Source organism: Leptolyngbya sp. FACHB-671 (genome assembly GCF_014695745.1).
Classification (GTDB): domain Bacteria; phylum Cyanobacteriota; class Cyanobacteriia; order Elainellales; family Elainellaceae; genus JAAUTN01.
The window spans coordinates 22,418-39,271 of the sequence record NZ_JACJOV010000163.1 but is presented as its reverse complement, the minus strand read 5'-3'; the positions used below and the strand labels follow the sequence as shown (position 1 = coordinate 39,271).

Annotated in this window: 12 protein-coding genes; 5 read left to right on the top strand and 7 right to left on the bottom strand. The window is 47.3% G+C overall.

The features are described from left to right. Positions 1–98: 98 nt before the first annotated feature. The 4 genes from H6F93_RS30570 to H6F93_RS30555 form a co-directional block, all read right to left on the bottom strand. Positions 99–1,475, bottom strand: a complete 1,377-nt coding sequence (locus H6F93_RS30570; protein WP_190689388.1) for a dihydrolipoyl dehydrogenase family protein — start codon at positions 1,473–1,475, stop codon at positions 99–101. A 442-nt stretch (positions 1,476–1,917) separates the two neighbouring features. Then, positions 1,918–2,232: a DUF2500 domain-containing protein gene (locus tag H6F93_RS30565; RefSeq protein ID WP_190689385.1), complete on the bottom strand. Its 315-nt coding sequence runs from the start codon at positions 2,230–2,232 to the stop codon at positions 1,918–1,920. Positions 2,233–2,292: 60 nt separating this feature from the next. Beyond that, positions 2,293–3,789: a hybrid sensor histidine kinase/response regulator gene (locus H6F93_RS30560; RefSeq protein ID WP_190689381.1), complete on the bottom strand. Its 1,497-nt coding sequence runs from the start codon at positions 3,787–3,789 to the stop codon at positions 2,293–2,295. Between the two features lie 110 nt (positions 3,790–3,899). Further along, complete coding sequence (locus H6F93_RS30555) at positions 3,900–9,173, bottom strand: AAA family ATPase (RefSeq protein ID WP_190689378.1); 5,274 nt, start codon at positions 9,171–9,173, stop codon at positions 3,900–3,902. A gap of 228 nt (positions 9,174–9,401) precedes the next feature. Between H6F93_RS30555 and H6F93_RS30550 the strand changes: the two genes are divergently transcribed. Continuing rightward, positions 9,402–11,588: a sensor histidine kinase gene (locus H6F93_RS30550; protein ID WP_190689374.1), complete on the top strand. Its 2,187-nt coding sequence runs from the start codon at positions 9,402–9,404 to the stop codon at positions 11,586–11,588. Between the two features lie 171 nt (positions 11,589–11,759). On the opposite strand, the gene H6F93_RS30545 is transcribed toward H6F93_RS30550, so the two are convergent. Continuing rightward, a complete protein-coding gene (locus H6F93_RS30545) occupies positions 11,760–11,936 on the bottom strand; it encodes a hypothetical protein (protein WP_206755788.1) in 177 nt (58 codons plus the stop codon). Between H6F93_RS30545 and H6F93_RS30540 the strand changes: the two genes are divergently transcribed. Next, positions 11,931–13,064 (top strand): TIR domain-containing protein, encoded by a 1,134-nt coding sequence (locus tag H6F93_RS30540; RefSeq protein ID WP_190689368.1) that lies wholly within the window; start codon positions 11,931–11,933, stop codon positions 13,062–13,064. The genes H6F93_RS30545 and H6F93_RS30540 overlap by 6 nt on opposite strands. 105 nt (positions 13,065–13,169) lie before the next feature. Then, on the top strand, positions 13,170–14,027 hold the full coding sequence (locus H6F93_RS30535; protein ID WP_190689366.1) for a hypothetical protein: 858 nt from the start codon (positions 13,170–13,172) through the stop codon (positions 14,025–14,027). 307 nt (positions 14,028–14,334) lie between these two features. Here H6F93_RS30535 and H6F93_RS30530 read toward each other — a convergent pair whose 3' ends face one another. After that, entirely contained in the window at positions 14,335–14,571 is a 237-nt protein-coding gene (locus H6F93_RS30530; protein ID WP_190689363.1) for a helix-turn-helix domain-containing protein, read from the bottom strand. Between the two features lie 215 nt (positions 14,572–14,786). On the opposite strand from H6F93_RS30530, the gene H6F93_RS30525 reads away from it, so the two are divergent. Both H6F93_RS30525 and H6F93_RS30520 read left to right on the top strand, forming a co-directional pair. Then, on the top strand, positions 14,787–15,059 hold the full coding sequence (locus H6F93_RS30525) for a hypothetical protein (protein WP_199314215.1): 273 nt from the start codon (positions 14,787–14,789) through the stop codon (positions 15,057–15,059). 45 nt (positions 15,060–15,104) lie between these two features. After that, positions 15,105–15,464: a DUF4351 domain-containing protein gene (locus H6F93_RS30520; protein ID WP_347277382.1), complete on the top strand. Its 360-nt coding sequence runs from the start codon at positions 15,105–15,107 to the stop codon at positions 15,462–15,464. Positions 15,465–15,517: 53 nt separating this feature from the next. On the opposite strand, the gene H6F93_RS30515 is transcribed toward H6F93_RS30520, so the two are convergent. Beyond that, the gene (locus H6F93_RS30515) at positions 15,518–16,846 is read right to left on the bottom strand and encodes a TIGR03279 family radical SAM protein (protein WP_190689360.1); all 1,329 of its coding nucleotides are present in this window, start codon (positions 16,844–16,846) and stop codon (positions 15,518–15,520) included. Positions 16,847–16,854: the final 8 nt, after the last annotated feature.

Below are 16,854 nucleotides of genomic sequence, written 5' to 3'. Positions count from 1 at the left end.
GGGAATTGAGATCCGTAAATCATACTCGCATTCAGCAACGCCTAAACTTCATCGTCAAACCTCTTGAATGACATGAGTTTAAAGGAATAAAAGTCCGACTACATATTGGGACACGAAGGCATATCGTCTCCAATCAGCAATCTGGCTAGGCTGGGCAACGCTTCACCGTAGGTGGGGTGAATGTGAACAGACTGCTCTAGCAGTCGCCAGGTAGCTTTAGCCTCCATCAAAGACAGGAAGACGTGGACGAGTTCAGCCGCCTCATATCCCACCAGCGTTGCGCCCAAAATTTGGTCGGTATCCTGATCAACGACCATTTGATAAAAGCCGAGGTCATGTCCCCACTCAATTGCTCGCGCAATGTGAGCCATTGGTAAGGTGACACAGCGCGCATTAATGCCTTGGTGCTGAGCCTGTTCTAACGTCATGCCGACGCGCCCAACCTGCGGCTCAGTGTAGACTGCATACCCCAAAACGCGATCGCTACGGGTGCGCCGTTCTCCACACAAAATTGCCTTTAAGCGGCGATAGTCTTCCCAGGAAACGTGCGTGAAAGCAGGCTGTCTTGCTGCATCTCCGATCGCATAAACCCCAGGGCTGGAGGTTTGAAACTGATCGTCAATCTTGACAAAGCCTTGTGAGTCTAACTCCAGATCGGCTGCCGCTGCATTTAAAGTACTGGTGTTGGGCTTGCGTCCAATTACGACGAGCAAGGCTTCTCCTTGCAGGGTCTCACCATCATCCAGCGTTAATGTAAATACGCCATCCGCATGAGTCACCTTTTCAGTGTTGACATTGAAATGAAGTGAGATACCGTCCTGCCGGAATGCTTCTGCTAGCGTGTCGCTGACCTCGGCTTCCTCTTGAGCCAAGAGGCGATCGCCCCTCACAATCAGATGCGTCTCACTGCCCAGACGTGCCAACCCTTGCCCTAGCTCCAGACCAATGTAGCCTCCGCCAATCACTAGCAGGCGAGGCGGCAATTCCTGTAAGTCAAAGAAGTTGCGATTGGTGAGAAAAGGAGTGTCCGCTAGACCCGGAATATTGGGAATCAACGACGATGTGCCGGTGTTGATCACGACAAGAGGTGCCTCAACGGTGACATCTCCTGCTGTAACGGTGTGATAATCAGCGAACGAGGCTTCAGCACAAACGACTTGAACTCCCGCACTTTCCAGCCGTCGTTTTGTCCCCTGATTAAACTGATGACGAATTCCTCGAACCCGCTCCATTACAGCCGGAAAATCAACCTCAACCTGAGCATGAACGCCTAGCTTTTTGGCTAAACGGGCGCGACCAGCATTGTGAGCTGCTGCTAAGAATGCTTTAGAGGGAGTGCAGCCATAGTTAATGCAGCTTCCACCTAATGCATCCCGCTCAAATAAGACAACTTTGCGTCCTTCCTTAGCAAAGTCAGCCGCGAGGGGAACTCCACCCTGTCCACTGCCAATCACAATCAAATCTGCGGTTTCCATAATTTTCTAACTCATATCAACGATGGGTAACAGCGATCGCTCTAACATTTGCCTGACGGTCAAATAGAAATCGCGGTTTAAGTAGGATTTTAAGCAGCAATCCCAAAGATTCCAACTCTAAGGAAAAGGAACTTCCTGTTGACGCTCTTTTCTGAAAACTCTCAGGGCTAACTCAGGCAACTCTCAGTTTCGCCGTGCATTCTGACGGTTAGTCCGATCGCCCAAACAACAGATCGTTCCAAAAATTCTAACCAAGAGAGGTTTCTAGCATGAAGCTCAAGTCAATGAAGCGCCATTCAATAGCCTCAATTGAGATAAGGCGTAGGTTGGGTGGAGCGGAGCGTAACCCAACCTACAGTTCTTACTTCGCCTATCTGATGGTCATCCAGAGTGTTTGCAGTACAATTCCAATGAGCTGGAATGAGTCGCATCAATGCGATTGCTACCACTGAAAATTTAGACATTGATCTCCCTGATAAGTCAGAATCCCTTTCTCACCTTCAGCGATCGCGTCGTACAAACTTCCTACTTTCAAGGTTATGGTTCTCCCTGATTCCAACTCAAAAACAACATATCGTGGAGTAGAGGAATAGCCTCCCCGTGTATCCCCCAATTCTCTCGCACTAGAATATTTTGCAGCGACTCGTGCAGGGGAAGACAATACAGGTTGCTGTTGCAGTTTCAGTTGCTTCCATATCTCCAGAAAGATGGAAACAGCCGCAAGAACGAAGAAACCGACAACTAATAATGTATCCATTGATTCTCCTTGGAAGCTCCTACTGTATATTAGATCTCCTGTGTGAATGGTAGCGGTACTCTAAACCTTGGGTGCGTAAGGTAGGATGACAGTAAAAGTTGTTCCAATATCAAGCTCACTGGTGACTTCAATTTGTCCTTGATGCAATTCCACACACCGTTTGGCGATCGCTAACCCCAAGCCTGTTCCTTGAAGCAGTTGAGCGTTAGACGCTCGAAAGAAGGATTCAAACAGTTGGGCTTGTTCTGACTGGGGAATACCAATGCCCTGGTCTTGCACCTTAAACACAATCGTTTGTTGGTCTAGCACATAGGTGTAGTCAAGATGAACTCTTCCACCTGTGGGTGAGTACTTAATGGCATTATTCAGTAAATTGGAGAGAATTAGACGGAGGAGCGTTTCATCCATCCGGGTTTCTAGCGCATCACCTGAGTATGTGAATACTATCTCATGGGAGTCAGAGAGATTAAGGGAGCATTCCTCCAGTAGATCCTGGCATAGCTGCTGTAGGTCGATTGGAGCAGGATTAAAGGGTAAACGCTCTGCTTCAACTCGTCCCATGATTAACACATCTTCCATCAGTTGATTCATCTGCTCGACAGAGTCTCTAATCCGCTGTATGTAGCCTCTCATTCTGTCGTCAAACATTCCTCCCCCTCGTAGGTCTAGCAATTCGGCCGCTGTCCGAATCACAGCTAGGGGGTTGCGAAACTCATGCGAGACGGTTGAAATAAATTGAGATTTGAGTTGATTCAACTCTTGTTCTGTTTCTAATGCTTTTTGCAATAACTCACTTTGACGGTAAGCACTCATGTCCCAAAACACCACAACGACTCCACCAATTCCCTCTAGCTGACGATATAGAGGAGAGGCACTATCGCCAATGGGGATGCGATCGCCATTCCGGTTTATCAGAGCCGTGAATTCTTTTAGGAAAGCGACTTCCTGAGTTTGTAGAACTTGCGTTACAGGATGCTCAACCGGCAGATCGGTCACTTCATCTACAAGACGAAACACCTCCGTTATGTCCTTGCCAGAGGCCTCAGCTTCTCGCCAACCCGTCAAGTCCTCTGCCGCCGGGTTCATGAAGGTGATTAATCCCTGTTCATCTGTTGCGATGACTGCATCATTCATGGAGTGCAGCAGCGTTGCCAGGTAAGACCGATTGGTTCGCAGTTCCTTTTCAACCTGATGCTTAAACAGCGCTAACTCAACTGCAACGCGCAGTTCTCCTGAGTTGAAGGGCTTAACAATGTAGCCCAAGGGGAGAGTGTTTTTTGCTCGCTGTAACGTGTTTTCATCAGCATAAGCAGTTAAAAACACAATGGGGATATCGTGTTGGCTGCAAATTTGGCTAGCCGCAGTGATACCATCCATCTCCCCCTTTAACATCACATCCATCAGCACCAAGTCGGGTTCAGTCCGGTTCACTTTGTCGATCGCTGCCGCACCAGAGGAGGCTGTGCCAACGACGGTGTAACCGAGCTGCATGAGCTGACTAGCAATCGTGCGGGCAACGATAACCTCATCTTCAACCACTAAAATTTTGGCTTCCATTAGAATATCCTACTGGAGACAGGCGGCAAGTTTCTCTCGATCATAGAGAAACCTGATCTTCAAGACTGGCAGTGATATCCTACTTCAATTTTCTGCAATTATTTCTGCAATCAATTGGGATTCAAAAGCGATGCTTGCGGAAACTTAATTCTAAAGGTTGTTCCGTGGTCTCGTTCAACGGTCAGACTGCCCTCTAGCTGTTCAACGACCAGGTCATGGACGAGCGAAAGTCCCAAAGATTGGCTATATTTCCAGTCCACAGTTTCTGGTAAACCGACGCCATTGTCTCGAATGGTTAACTCAATCTGCTGGTGTGAAGGTGACGGCAGATAAATCTGAATTTCGCCAGTGCGATCGCCCGGAAATGCATACTTTAGAGCATTCGAGATCAATTCATTCACAATTAACCCACAGGGAATTGCCTGATCAATGTTGAGCAAAACCCTTGCAATGTCCATGTGCAGGTTGACGTGCCCAGGACCGAGTTGGTATGAGGCAATCAGGTTACTCGCCAGACTGGGAATATAGTCGGATAAATCAATCTCACCAAAATCAGATGAAGCATATAGCTTCTTATGGATCAGTGACATTGACTCAATTCGATGCTGGCTTTCGCGCAGAATGTTAGTCGCTGCCGTATCCGTCACGCTTTGAGCCTGGAGCTGCAGCAGTCCAGAAATAATTTGTAAGTTGTTTTTGACGCGATGGTGAATTTCTTTAAGCAGCACTTCCCGTTCACTCAAGCTGTGTCGGAGTTGTTCTTCAGCCCGACGGCGATCGCTCACTTCTTGCTGCAAGGCGTAATTATTTGCTTCTAGCGTTTGAGAATAGATTTCTAACTGTTCATACAGTCGGGCATTTTCCAGGGCGATCGCCGCCTGTGCCGTCAAAACCTGCAAGATAACTGCCCGATCCAGGGTAAACGCATCGGTGGTGAGATTATTTTCTAGATATAGAATTCCGATCAGCTTGCCGTGTCCTTGAATAGGTGTACACAAAACGGATTTGGGCTGTCGAGACTGGATATAACGATCGCCAGCAAAGCGCATTTCTCGAATCGCATCTTCTAGAATAATGGTTTTCTGTTTTCGGATCACATACTGAATCAGTGAAATCGGTAGTTGGTCCGTGTCTTCTAGGGATGTGGATGAGTGAACAACGACCTCGACTGGATCAACGGTTCCAGTTGCCTCAATGCGGAAATGTTGATTGGTTTGCAGCAAGAGCGTTCCGGCTTGCGCTCCAGCATTTTGCAGTACCAGAGTCATGAGTTGCTCTAGCAGTTTTTCCAGATTGAGTTCTCCAGAAAGCACCCGAGACGCTTTGACCACAGTTGCTAAATCCAGCGTCTCAGCATGGCTGCTGTTTGTCGTAGTCAAGGAAACATTTAGATTAACGCCTGTCGATGCGCTCCGTTGTTGCAACAAATTGGGATAGCGTGCTTCTAGCGCGTCTACTTTAGCCATTGCTCCCCACCTTAGGTAGCAATACTGCGCTTCTTGCAGATAAGCTCTAGCCAAGATTTCCTTGCCCCGCTCCAGATAAAACAGAGCTGTCCGTTCATAGGCTAATGCTTGCTCGTGGATATAACCGTGTTCTTTCGCAAGATCCACTGCACGATCATAGTTAGCGATCGCTTCTGCATCTTCTCCTAACACTTGATATCGCTCTGCTTCGATCAAATGCCATCGGTGCAGATTATTTGTCGGCGCGTGGTATGCCCAAAGCTGCATTTTCTCCTGATTCTTGGTTATCCGTTGCAGAATAGCTGACTGCACTTCCGGGCTGGCAGTGGGGTATTGCATCAACCGCGCCAGAGAATCATAGAAGTAAAAAATTGGAAAGACTGCGTTAGAGCGTCCACCCTCAGGATAGCGGTTTGCCTGATTAGCATTTTCTACAGCCCTGTCTGCATCCTGAAAATAGCAGCTCAGTAACAGTTTATTGAAGTATAGATAGAACAATCCCTTATGGTGGTTTGCCTGCTGCAATAGCGGTAATTCTTGGGACTCATTATAGGCTTCACCTACCAACAGGGTTGGATTGGGGGTAGATTGTGTCAAGTTTGCGATCGTTTGCTGGTAAACCTGAAGTGCATTGGTATTCGTTGATTCTTTGAGCTGCGTTAGTGCTTCAACATAATCTGTGATCTTGTGTTGTACCTCTGCTAATGGCATTCCCACAAAGAAACAGTGATCGCAGTGATGCAAAATGCTGTAACCCGCAAATTCAATGTCGCCTGACTCAATCCCTAACTGATAAGCCTCTTGTAACGGCTGAATGGTTTCTCTAAGATGAACTTTGCAAAATCGAACCGAGCAGTTTGCCATGAATAAGGTCTTACATCGAAGCAGAGAATTGGGAAACTGCTCCAACAGGCGAAGGCCCAATTCAACAAACTGATAGCTTCGATCCAGATCTAAAACTACACAGTTTAAGATGTTGGCATAGGCTGCATAGGCAAATGCCGACAGTTCATGGTTGCCATACTCAACAGACAAATTCACCATCTTGAGAATGAGCAGAGGAAAGAGCGGCGGCGCAGCCTGATAGGAAGGGGCAAGCAGATGAGTCAAAATTCGGAGACTCTGAATGGCGATCGCATCGGTCATAGGCGGCAAATCAATGAGGGTCTGAATTTGCCGATCAGCCAGCCTTGCAGCCGTTTCACCAAATGCAGCTTCAATCTCCGCACTAGTGGGTGATACGGGCAAAATTACCCCAAACTCCTCTAAGGTCTTGAGTCCGATTTGCAGCGCGGCTAAAAACTGCATTTGAGAACCATATGCCTGAATCTGCACCTCGTAGATCTTGACCTTATCGGGTAGACTTCGAGCGTGTGTCAGCACAATGGCTGTAAATTGCTCGGTCTGCTCCAGATCGCCATTCAGATAAGCTGCCTCAGCCGCCAGAGTGTAGAGTGCTAGCGTCAGGTAATACTCGGTGTGCCAGGAATCTTGCGGTAACAGGTCTAGGGCAGTTTTGAGATACTGCATAGTTGCGCTAAAGGCAGCAGAGGCTTTGGCTTTCTGGGCTGCAATTAGGTTCAACCGTACCAGTTCTTGTCGCGCTGCCGATGGAGCAAGCTCTACCCCTATGTTCAGCTGATTCACAATATCAAAAATGTGCTGTTCTCGTTGTTCTGGTGGGGTGTGTTGCAAGATTTTCTGTCCGACCCGCCAGTGAATCGCAGGTCGTTCTGCCACTGAGTTAAGAGAATAAGCTGCTTGCTGAATCCGGTCGTGGGCAAACTTGTACTCCATTCGCAACGCATCACCTGATTTAGGGATGCCTAACTCCATTCGCTTATAGCTATCGTTAAGCGGAATGATCAAACCGATGTTGACCGCTTCTTTGAGCAGCACAATTGCCTGCACTGCATCAGCTTCTTGAAGAACACCCACCGACTGTAAAACGAATGTCAATGTTTGCAGATCAAATCGGTTACCAATACATGCCGCATACCGCAATCCATCCTGGTTGTTCTGCTGCAAACGTTGGATTTTAATCACAAGCAATTCCACTACGTTGTCGGTGATATTGCGTTGTTGAATCTCGGCGATCGCCCATTTCCACTGGTTATTCTGATAATCAAACGTGAGCAACTGTTCGACATACAGCGCCCGCAAAAACTCATTAACGAAGAAGGGATTGCCATTGGTTTTGGTCAGCACCAGATCTGCCAGGGGTGCAACCTCCTCCATAGAACGATTTAGGGTGTCCACCAATAAGTGTTGGATATCCAGTTTCTGTAGAGGTGAGAGGGCGATCGCTTGAATGGGGATTCCTGCGCTTTGCATCTCTGCGATCGCCTGAGTTAAAGGATGAGTAGCACTCACTTCATTGTCTCGATAGGCTCCAATCAAGAACAGAAAAGGAACCTTTGTCGTCATCAACACCTGGATCAATTGCAGCGATGCAGCATCAACCCACTGCAAATCGTCTAGAAAGATAACGAGCGGGTGATGAGGTTGTGCCAAGACCTGAATAAACTGCTGCAATACCCGATTGAAGCGATTTCGGGTTTCTGTGGGCGGTAGTTCCGGTACAGGGGGTTGTGGACCTAACACCAGTGCCAGTTCAGGAATCACATCCACCATCACTTGAGTGTTGGGTTCTAGTGCAGACAACAGTTGCGATCGCCAATCATTCAGTTGGGTTTCTGGCTCCGTCAACAACTGCTCTACCCACCCAGAAAACGCATTAACGAATGCAGAATAGGGAATATTACGCTGATATTGATCAAACTTTCCGGTAATAACATATCCCCGCTGCTGGGTAATCGGCTTGTAGATTTCCTGCACTAACGATGTTTTACCAATACCGGAGTAACCGGAGATGAGCATGAGTTCGCTTTGAGGGGGAACAAGGTTCGGGGCTGGATTTCCCCATCCCCCATCCTCCATTCCCTCCCCCTTCCTATTCCCTGCTCCTACCACCCGCTCAAATGCCGCTAACAATGCCTCAACTTCTTGATTTCTGCCATACAGTTTTTGAGGAATCTGAAAGGTTTCTGAACTGTCGTATCGCGCCAAAGGGAAGGCTGCAACTTCTTGTATAGTTTGCAACTGAGTCAGACAGGCTTCAAGATCAGATTGAATGCCCCGACAGCTTTGATAGCGGTCTTCTGCGGTTTTTGCCAGCAGTTTCATCACGATCGCAGAGACGGGTTGGGGAATCGTGGAGAGGCGATCGCTCGGCGAAACAGGATTTTTGGCTAAGTGACAGTGAACTAATTCCAGCGCATCATCGGCAGTAAAGGGAAGTTGCTGGGTCAGCAGTTCATATAGCGTCATGCCGAGAGAGTAAAAGTCAGTGCGGTAATCAATCGATCGATTCATCCGCCCAGTCTGCTCTGGAGACATATAGGCAAGAGTACCTTCTAAGATATCCGGGTTACGGAGCGTAGGGGTTTCTCGGGTAATTCGACTGGCAATGCCAAAATCAATCAGCTTAAGCTGCCCAGTCGTCGGATTCCAGACAATATTAGAGGGGTTAATGTCTTTGTGAATGACCTGCTGCTGGTGTACTTGCCCCAAAATCTCAGTGATCTGAATTCCTAGAGTAAGCGCTTCTGTAAGAGTAAGCGCCCGCTGAGTCAGCCAGTAGGCTAAAGATTCTCCAGCAAAATCTTCTAGAAACATCACCAGGGTATTTTGATAAGTTTCAATGCCATAGACCTGGATTACCCCTTCCAGATTTAACGATCGGGTAATTTCGTGCTCTTGTCGATACCGCGTCAACTCATCGGGGGTGGGATAGTCAGGCTTTAGCGCTTTAAACACCAGCGGCTGCAAATCTAGCTCCCGCACCCCTCGATACACTAGCGAATTCGCGCTTTCATAAATCTTTGAGCCAATGAAATAGCCAGGAAGGGATAGCATGATTGATTCGCCTCAAGCAACTGCTATGCTCCTTCAATTAAATCACTCCTGGATATAGCGCTATAACGTTTCTCCAAAAAGGGCTACAGATGGAAGGACACCCCGCTCTGCGGGGTGTCCTTCCATCTGTAGCCCTTTATTAGCATTGGTATTACACGCATCCTTTAGGACACGGTTTTGGATGAGGGATCACGGGAATCCTAAAGCTGCTGACTTCCCCTTCCTCCCATGAAGATTCCTCAACTCCGCAGCAGTAAAGCACTACCTTTGCAGATCGTTCTAGTTGTTCCCTTTGTTCTGCAAATTTTCGGAACGGTTAGCTTGGTCGGCTACCTGTCTCTCAAAAATGGGCAAAGAGCTGTGAACAATCTGGCAGAACAGGTGATCGATCGCACCAGCAATGTAGTAGATGAACACTTACAGTCTTACCTTTCTATCCCGCAAACGCTGAATCAGATTAACGCAGATGCCATTAAGAGAGGAATTCTGGATGTGCGCGAGCAGGAAGCCGTTGGCGAGTATTTCTGGGATCAAATGCAGGCGTATGACCTGTCTTACATTGGCATAGGTCTAACCACAGGGGAAGGGATTGGAACCGCTCGGTACGATGGCAGAACCATCACCATTGATGATTGGGTGGCTAGACAGTCGAATAACACCATCAACTACGCCACTGACCGCCAGGGACGCCGAACCCGAGTGAATTATCGCTGGACTTGGAACAGTTTTAGCGAAGCTTGGTACACCGAACCGATTGCTGCTGGTAAACCCATCTGGAAGATTTATGCTGCAAATTTGCCCAACGGGCCCTACATTGCGGCCTCTGCCAGTCGCCCCATCTACGATTCGCAAAATCGCCTTTTAGGAATGATTGCCTCTGATATTCATCTACTCAAACTCAACGATTTTCTAAATAGATTAGAAGTTAGCCAATCTGGGCAAGTCTTCCTGATGGAGCGAGATGGCACACTGATTGCTAGCTCTGGCACAGAAAGACCTTTTACCCTGGTCAACCGAAAAATTCATCGACTGCGGGCGATTGATAGTTCCAATCCAATTATCCAAACTGTTGTTCAACACCTCCAAACTTCTAGTGGGTTACAGTCAATCACCCAACATACTGACTTTCGGCTTGAGATTCAGGGGCAACAGCACTTTGTCAGCGTTGTGCCCTGGCGTGATGAGTATGGTTTGGATTGGCTATTGGTCATCAGTGTGCCGGAAAACACATTTATGGCTCAAATTGATGCCAACACGCACATTACGATCGCCCTTTGTTTGGGTGCATTAGTGCTTGCTTTGATTATGAGCGTATTGACCTCACGTTGGATTGTGCAACCGATTCTTCACCTCAGCCACGCTAGTGAGTCAGTAGCAGACGGCAATCTAGAACAGACGGTAGAAAAAAGCAGAATTCGCGAACTCGATGCATTGTCCAATTCCTTTAACCACATGGCAAACCAGCTGTATCAATCGTTTGCCGCACTGGAGCAAAGCAAGGCGGAATTGGAAGATCGGGTGGAAGAGCGCACGGCTGAACTCAAAAATACGCTGATAAAATTGCAGCACACCCAGATTCAAATGATTCAAAGCGAAAAAATGTCGAGTCTGGGGCAACTGGTTGCTGGAGTAGCGCATGAGATTAACAATCCAGTCAATTTCATTCACGGCAATCTCGACCCAGTGCAGGAATACACTGAAGATTTATTGAGAATTGTGCAGCTATATCAGCAGTACTATCCCGACTCTGTCACTGAAATTCAAACGACTGTTGAAGAGATCGACCTGGAGTTTTTGCAAGAAGATTTGCCAAAGATATTGAATTCTATGAAATTAGGAACCGGGCGCATTCGACAAATTGTGTTGTCTTTACGAAACTTCTCGCGAATGGATGAATCTGAATTTAAGGCAGTTGATATTCACGAAGGCATTGACAGCACCTTACTGATTTTGCAGCATCGCTTTAAAGCTAAGTCTGAACATTCAAGGATTGAATTAATAAAAAACTACGGATCACTTCCTCTGGTGGAATGTTTCGCTGGGCAGCTTAACCAGGTGTTTATGAATGTTTTGGTGAATGCTCTAGATGCATTAGAAGAAAGTATTCAACGTACTCATGAGGAAGTGAAGAGCCAGCCAAGCGAAATTACAATCCGTACATCTGTTTTAAGTGAGGAATGGGTAGAAGTGGCGATCGCCGACAACGGATCAGGGATGCCCGAAGCCGTTCGGCAGCGTATTTTTGACCCCTTCTTTACCACCAAACCTTTTGGCAAAGGCACGGGCATGGGCATGTCTATTAGCTATCAAATTGTTACAGAGAAACACGGTGGCAAATTGGAATGCTATTCCACTCCTGGGCAGGGAACTGAGTTTGTTATTCAGATTCCTCTGCGGCAAAAAGTTTTGAACTAACAGATCTCTACAACATAACTCTGACATTGCTACAGCTGATGATTCAACACTGGTTTACGATCTGATTGCAAGGTTAAAGCTCATGCCAAAGCACCAGTCGTAGGATGTTGGGTAATCGGTATTAATCGGAAGCAATCGTTTAGTTTTGCGTAAATTTTTAGGAAATAACTATTAGATTGGACCGATGTTTGGAGTACGTGCTGCGATCGCCCTTGTTGCGTTTCCTGATGTGGTGGTCGAATTGGTGGGTTTGAAGAGTTGAGGAATGGGCGATCGCCCCATTCTTGCCCTTGCAAATCTCTTAGGCGTTTTCATTAACCCATAGAGGGAGACTATAATCGATTGCAAGCCCTAATCTCAAGTTTGCTGGAGGAGTTGGTGTCAGAGGCAATCATCAAGATCTTTTACTCCTATTCGCGCAAAGATCTAGATATGCGAAATACGTTAGAAGATCACCTATCGGCACTGAGACAGGCAAACAAGATCAGCACTTGGCATGATCTGGAACTCGAAGCAGGCACCGAGTGGGAGCCAGCCATTCTCAATAAGCTAGACACAGCAGATATCATTCTGTTGCTGGTGAGTCGAAACTTCATCGCTTCTAAATACTGCTATGGTATTGAGTTAAGGCGGGCGATCGACCGTCATACCGAAGGAACCGCACGGGTGATTCCCATCATCCTACGTCCCTGCGACTGGAATCATGCAGATGTGCCCTTCAGTAAATTGAATGTCCTCCCAACACATGCTAAAGCGATTACAAGCTGGTCAGATCAGGAAGAAGCATTCATGATCGTGGCTCAAAAAATTCGAGAAACGGTCGATCAACTCAGAGCTAGAAAGCTGGCAGAGCGACAGGCGAAGGAACAGCAGGCAGAGCAGGAACGAATTGAGCGAGAGCAACAACGACAGGCGGAAGAACAGGAGAGACTGCGCCAAACCGAGCAACTGAGGCAACAGTTAGCGGCAGAGGAAGCAAGGCGTAAACAGCGAGAATTAGATCGACAGCGGCAGGAACAACTCAAACAAGAAGCAGCCAGAAAACAGCAACAAGCCACGCAGCTAAAACAATCGCCTGAGGCTACCCGAGAGAAGCCAGTGACAGCGGAAGCACAAGCACCTACAAAAGTTTTCGTCAGCTATAGCTGGGACTCAAACAATCATAAAGACCGTGTGGTAGCGGTAGCAAATACGCTACGAAAATCATGGGGAATAGAAGCTGATATAGATGAGTATGTTAGAGCTAAACCTCCATATACTCCAGAGCAAGGATGGGATCTATGGATGGAAAAAAGGATTGAATGGGCTGAGTTTGTTTTGATAGTTTGTACTGAAACATATAAGCGGCGATTCAGAGGAGATGAAGAGCCAGGGGTTGGTCGAGGGGTTACATGGGAAGGAACAATCATTAGGCAGAACCTGTATAACGATCAATTAAGAAACACCAAATTTATTCCTGTTGTGTTTTCTGCCTAAGATCTAACCCACGTTCCTACCATTCTCAATGGGAATGATAAGTATATCCTTGAGCAGGAAAAAAGCTTTAAAGAACTGTGTTACCGCCTTAGGAAAGAGCCGATTGTGGCAATACCAGACATTGCAACAGCGAAATTACAAGCACCTCCTGAACCGAAGTTCTTCTCTCCCCAAAAGCCCTCGGCAGAACCTCCACCAGTTCGTTTAGATGTTCCTGAAATTCAAGATCCAAGTGCTGCCTTCATAAGACAGGAACCAGCAGAACAACCGCCACTTGATACTCCAAGAAGGGATTATGCACTCTCACAAGATACTTGTTCCTCGACATCCTCAGTCTCAGGCATGGATTCAGGAACAGTGAAAAAAAATCTAGATAACCTGCAAAAGCAGGGAACGTCGGAAGAATGCAGAGAGGTTATAACACAAACATCTCAGTGGTTGCTCCAGTACCCAAACGAATCCTATGTTCGTAATTCACTTCTTAAACTAGTTCAGTCTAAAGCAACGTTAGATCAGCAACGCCAAATCATTGATCAAACAACTCTCTGGTTATCAGACAATCTTGAGGCTAATAATTCATTCACTTTGACAGAATATCTAAAACTAGTCATCTCACAGGGAACACTAGAACAGGGGCAAAGTGCTGTTTCTTTGACATTAAAGTGGTTGGAGCAAGTTCAACAAGATGCTCCTTACGTGCGTAGAAATTGTCTAAAACTCGCTAAAGATAAAGCCACATTTGAGACAGCTCAAGAACTCCTTAACCAAACGTATTCGTGGTTAAGCGAAAATTTAGAGGGATGTGATTCATACGTAATGACAGCATATCTTCAACTGGCGATCGAAAGGGGTAATGCTGAGCAACAACAAAAAGCCAAGGAGCAAGCTGAGATCTGGTTAGAGAGAGCAGACGATTCTTATGTTCGTGCCCAATATCTGAAATTGCTAAAAATTATTGGGTAAAGTTTCAATGAGGTTCTAAAGCGAATCTAAATTGGTTAGTTAGGTAACTTGTCTCGTTCCTAAGCTCTGCCTGGGAATGCTGATAGTGAGGCTCTGCCTCATCCTCAATAATGAAGATGTTTTATGGGACGTAGCCGCTACCACTTTCTGGAAAACCAACCTCACTTTCTAACTTGCACTGTTCTATCGACGAGAGCGATCGCTTCTACTTCCTCCGTCACATGTCTGAAATAGTAGAGCAGTAAGCCATCGCAGAATGAACAAAGCTAAGCATATCCGCTTGGTGGGTTAAGGAAACGCTTATCCTTCAGTCGTTTTGATTTTCTGGAAACCCAAATTGATCTGGCAATTCGTCTGACGTAATTTGCAGAACCTCAAGCAACTTCTTGTATTGAGCAGGCGTAAGCCTCGGTACAGCCCGACCCGCCTCCCAATTTCTTACCGTCGTTTCCGTTACACCTAGCGCATCTGCCAACTGTTTTTGAGTCAGAAATCGTTGAACTCTGAGTCGCATCAATGGCGATCGATCGGATTTGCTAGTCATTTACGTAAATTAGTTGACGGTTATCGTAATTTGATTTACGCTTTATAGACACTAAATAAAGGCAGTTATCTCCCAACCTAGTTGCAGTTTGGGTTAAGAAACTGTCTCTTCATCAGTTTGTCATTAAACGAAGTCTTTCGGACAACTACTCTACCAGTCGGGTGACTGTTTGTTCTGCTTGCTTTTGAGCAGTCCAGTCAGGCTGAGGCTTTGCCATGCCTATTTTCCCTTACTGCGACGCAATAGCGCGATCGCCTCCATTTCCCATGCCATCCTATCGAGATTCCCTGCATCCCTGGTGCATCGTCCGCTCCTTTCCCGATTCTCATACCCTGATTGTTGCTCGCTTTCGCCGTCGCAGCGACGCAGAAGCCCAGTTGAGAACCTTACAGCGTTTGATACCGACAGCTAGCTTTTGCATTGTGTTTGATACAGGACAGCATTTTGACTCAGCGCAATTACAGGACAAACAGGATGAGCCGAAATGAGTAATCAAAATCCAAGTTGCTGTCCTCAATTCGCAAAAGATTACAGTGTGTTTATTGAGCCGCACCCCTACCGAATCAGCCTCACCAGGTAGTCGTGCGATAATTGAAATGGTGATAACCATCATGGCGTATCGATTTGAGCAGTTGAGCCGCAAGGAGATAGAGTCGATGCTAGACATCACGCTCAAGGAAACACGGGTTTATCGGGAGATCAAGGAAGAAGGTCGCGAAGCAATGGCTCATGCTATGTCTCGACTGTTGACAAAGCGATTAGGAGAACTTCCTCAACCTGTGAATTCTTCTGTGATTAATTTGTCCTTGCCAGTGTTGCAAGAGTTGAGTGAGGCGCTGCTAGATTTTGCGAGTTTAGACGATTTGCAGGCTTGGTTAGCAGAACAGGGCTAGCGATCGCCCCTCATTCCCAAGCGATCGCTCCACGCCTAACGATTGGTTCGTTTCTAACTGGTGCAGGTTTCAATTAGCTGATCAATCCCATTAACCTTGAGAATAGGGGCATTCAACTGCTGGGAAAGGTCTTCTAGCCTCATATCATCCAGGAAGCGAGAGTCGTCATGCTTGAGCATCAGAGATGGCAGCAAAATTCCTTGCCCCAAATCTTTGCCCGACAAGGCACGAAGTAAGTCTTGCCCGGTCAATAGCCCCGTAACCGTAATTTCCTGCCCCCAATATTGGCTGTTTAGCGCCACCATTTCAACTTCTAGCCCTTTTACCTGATTTAACCGTTGAAGAATGGGCTGAAAAGCTTGCTCAACTGCATTGCCAACCACCCAGGTAAAGCGACGAGCAGGTGAAACGCTAACAGGCAATTGTTTTGCGGCAGACTGAAACTCTTTGAGAAATTGGCGAATTGAGCCTACCCCATTGCCAATTTGCGGGTAATCTTCGTAATGCGACTCAGGCGGCAGGTCTTGCCCACCGATGAGGAACCATTCGTCTGCAAGCCAAGCAAAGGTGGAGCCTAGCTGATGCTGAAATTTGGACTGCAATGCCTGCACCTGGGCGATTACTTCTCGTGCCTTGGCAGGCGTGACGGGCACCAGTTCATCTTCGACAGGGCGGAAGCGAGTTAAACCCACGGGGACAACCGCAACGGAGGCAACCGCGGGAATGTCTCCCTGATGGAACTTTGCCAGGTCAAGTAGCGATCGCTCCAAATGTTCGCCATCATTGATCCCCGGACACACGACAACCTGAGCGTGAATTTGCAGCTCATGCTGCTGAAACCAGCGTAGATGATCAAGAATTTGTCCAGCGCGAGGGTTCTTTAGTAGACGAATGCGGATCTCTGGCTCGGTGGCGTGAACCGAGACGTAAAGCGGAGAAAGCCGCATTTGAGCAATGCGGCTCCATTCTCGCTGGGTCAGGTTGGTCAGGGTCAGGTAGCTACCGTAGAGGAAGCTGAGGCGATAGTCGTCATCTTTGAGGTAAAGGGTTTGCCGCATTCCAGGTGGCTGCTGGTCAATGAAGCAAAAGGGACAACGGTTGTTGCACTGAATCAGTCCGTCAAACAGCGCAGTTTCAAACTCCAGTCCCAGGTCGTCGTCATACTCTTTTTCGATTTCGACCTGATGGCTCTGTCCTTTTGCGTCTAAGACTTCCAGTTCTAGAACCTCGTCCGCGCAAAAAAACTGATAGTCAATTAGGTCGCGCAAGGGTTGCCCGTTAATCGAGACGAGGCGATCGCCTGCCTCAAAACCGATTTCTGCTGCGATCGAGTCGGGCAGCACATTAGTAATTAGGGCAGGACGAATAGAACAGTCGCTCATGGGAAGGG

Bases quoted from the DNA above. Each gene is read 5' to 3' on its own strand.
- H6F93_RS30570 (WP_190689388.1), bottom strand. From the start codon at position 1,475: ATGGAAACCGCAGATTTGATTGTGATTGGCAGTGGACAGGGTGGAGTT.
- H6F93_RS30565 (WP_190689385.1), bottom strand. From the start codon at position 2,232: ATGGATACATTATTAGTTGTCGGTTTCTTCGTTCTTGCGGCTGTTTCC.
- H6F93_RS30560 (WP_190689381.1), bottom strand. From the start codon at position 3,789: ATGGAAGCCAAAATTTTAGTGGTTGAAGATGAGGTTATCGTTGCCCGC.
- H6F93_RS30555 (WP_190689378.1), bottom strand. From the start codon at position 9,173: ATGCTATCCCTTCCTGGCTATTTCATTGGCTCAAAGATTTATGAAAGC.
- H6F93_RS30550 (WP_190689374.1), top strand. From the start codon at position 9,402: ATGAAGATTCCTCAACTCCGCAGCAGTAAAGCACTACCTTTGCAGATC.
- H6F93_RS30530 (WP_190689363.1), bottom strand. From the start codon at position 14,571: ATGACTAGCAAATCCGATCGATCGCCATTGATGCGACTCAGAGTTCAA.
- H6F93_RS30525 (WP_199314215.1), top strand. From the start codon at position 14,787: ATGCCTATTTTCCCTTACTGCGACGCAATAGCGCGATCGCCTCCATTT.
- H6F93_RS30515 (WP_190689360.1), bottom strand. From the start codon at position 16,846: ATGAGCGACTGTTCTATTCGTCCTGCCCTAATTACTAATGTGCTGCCC.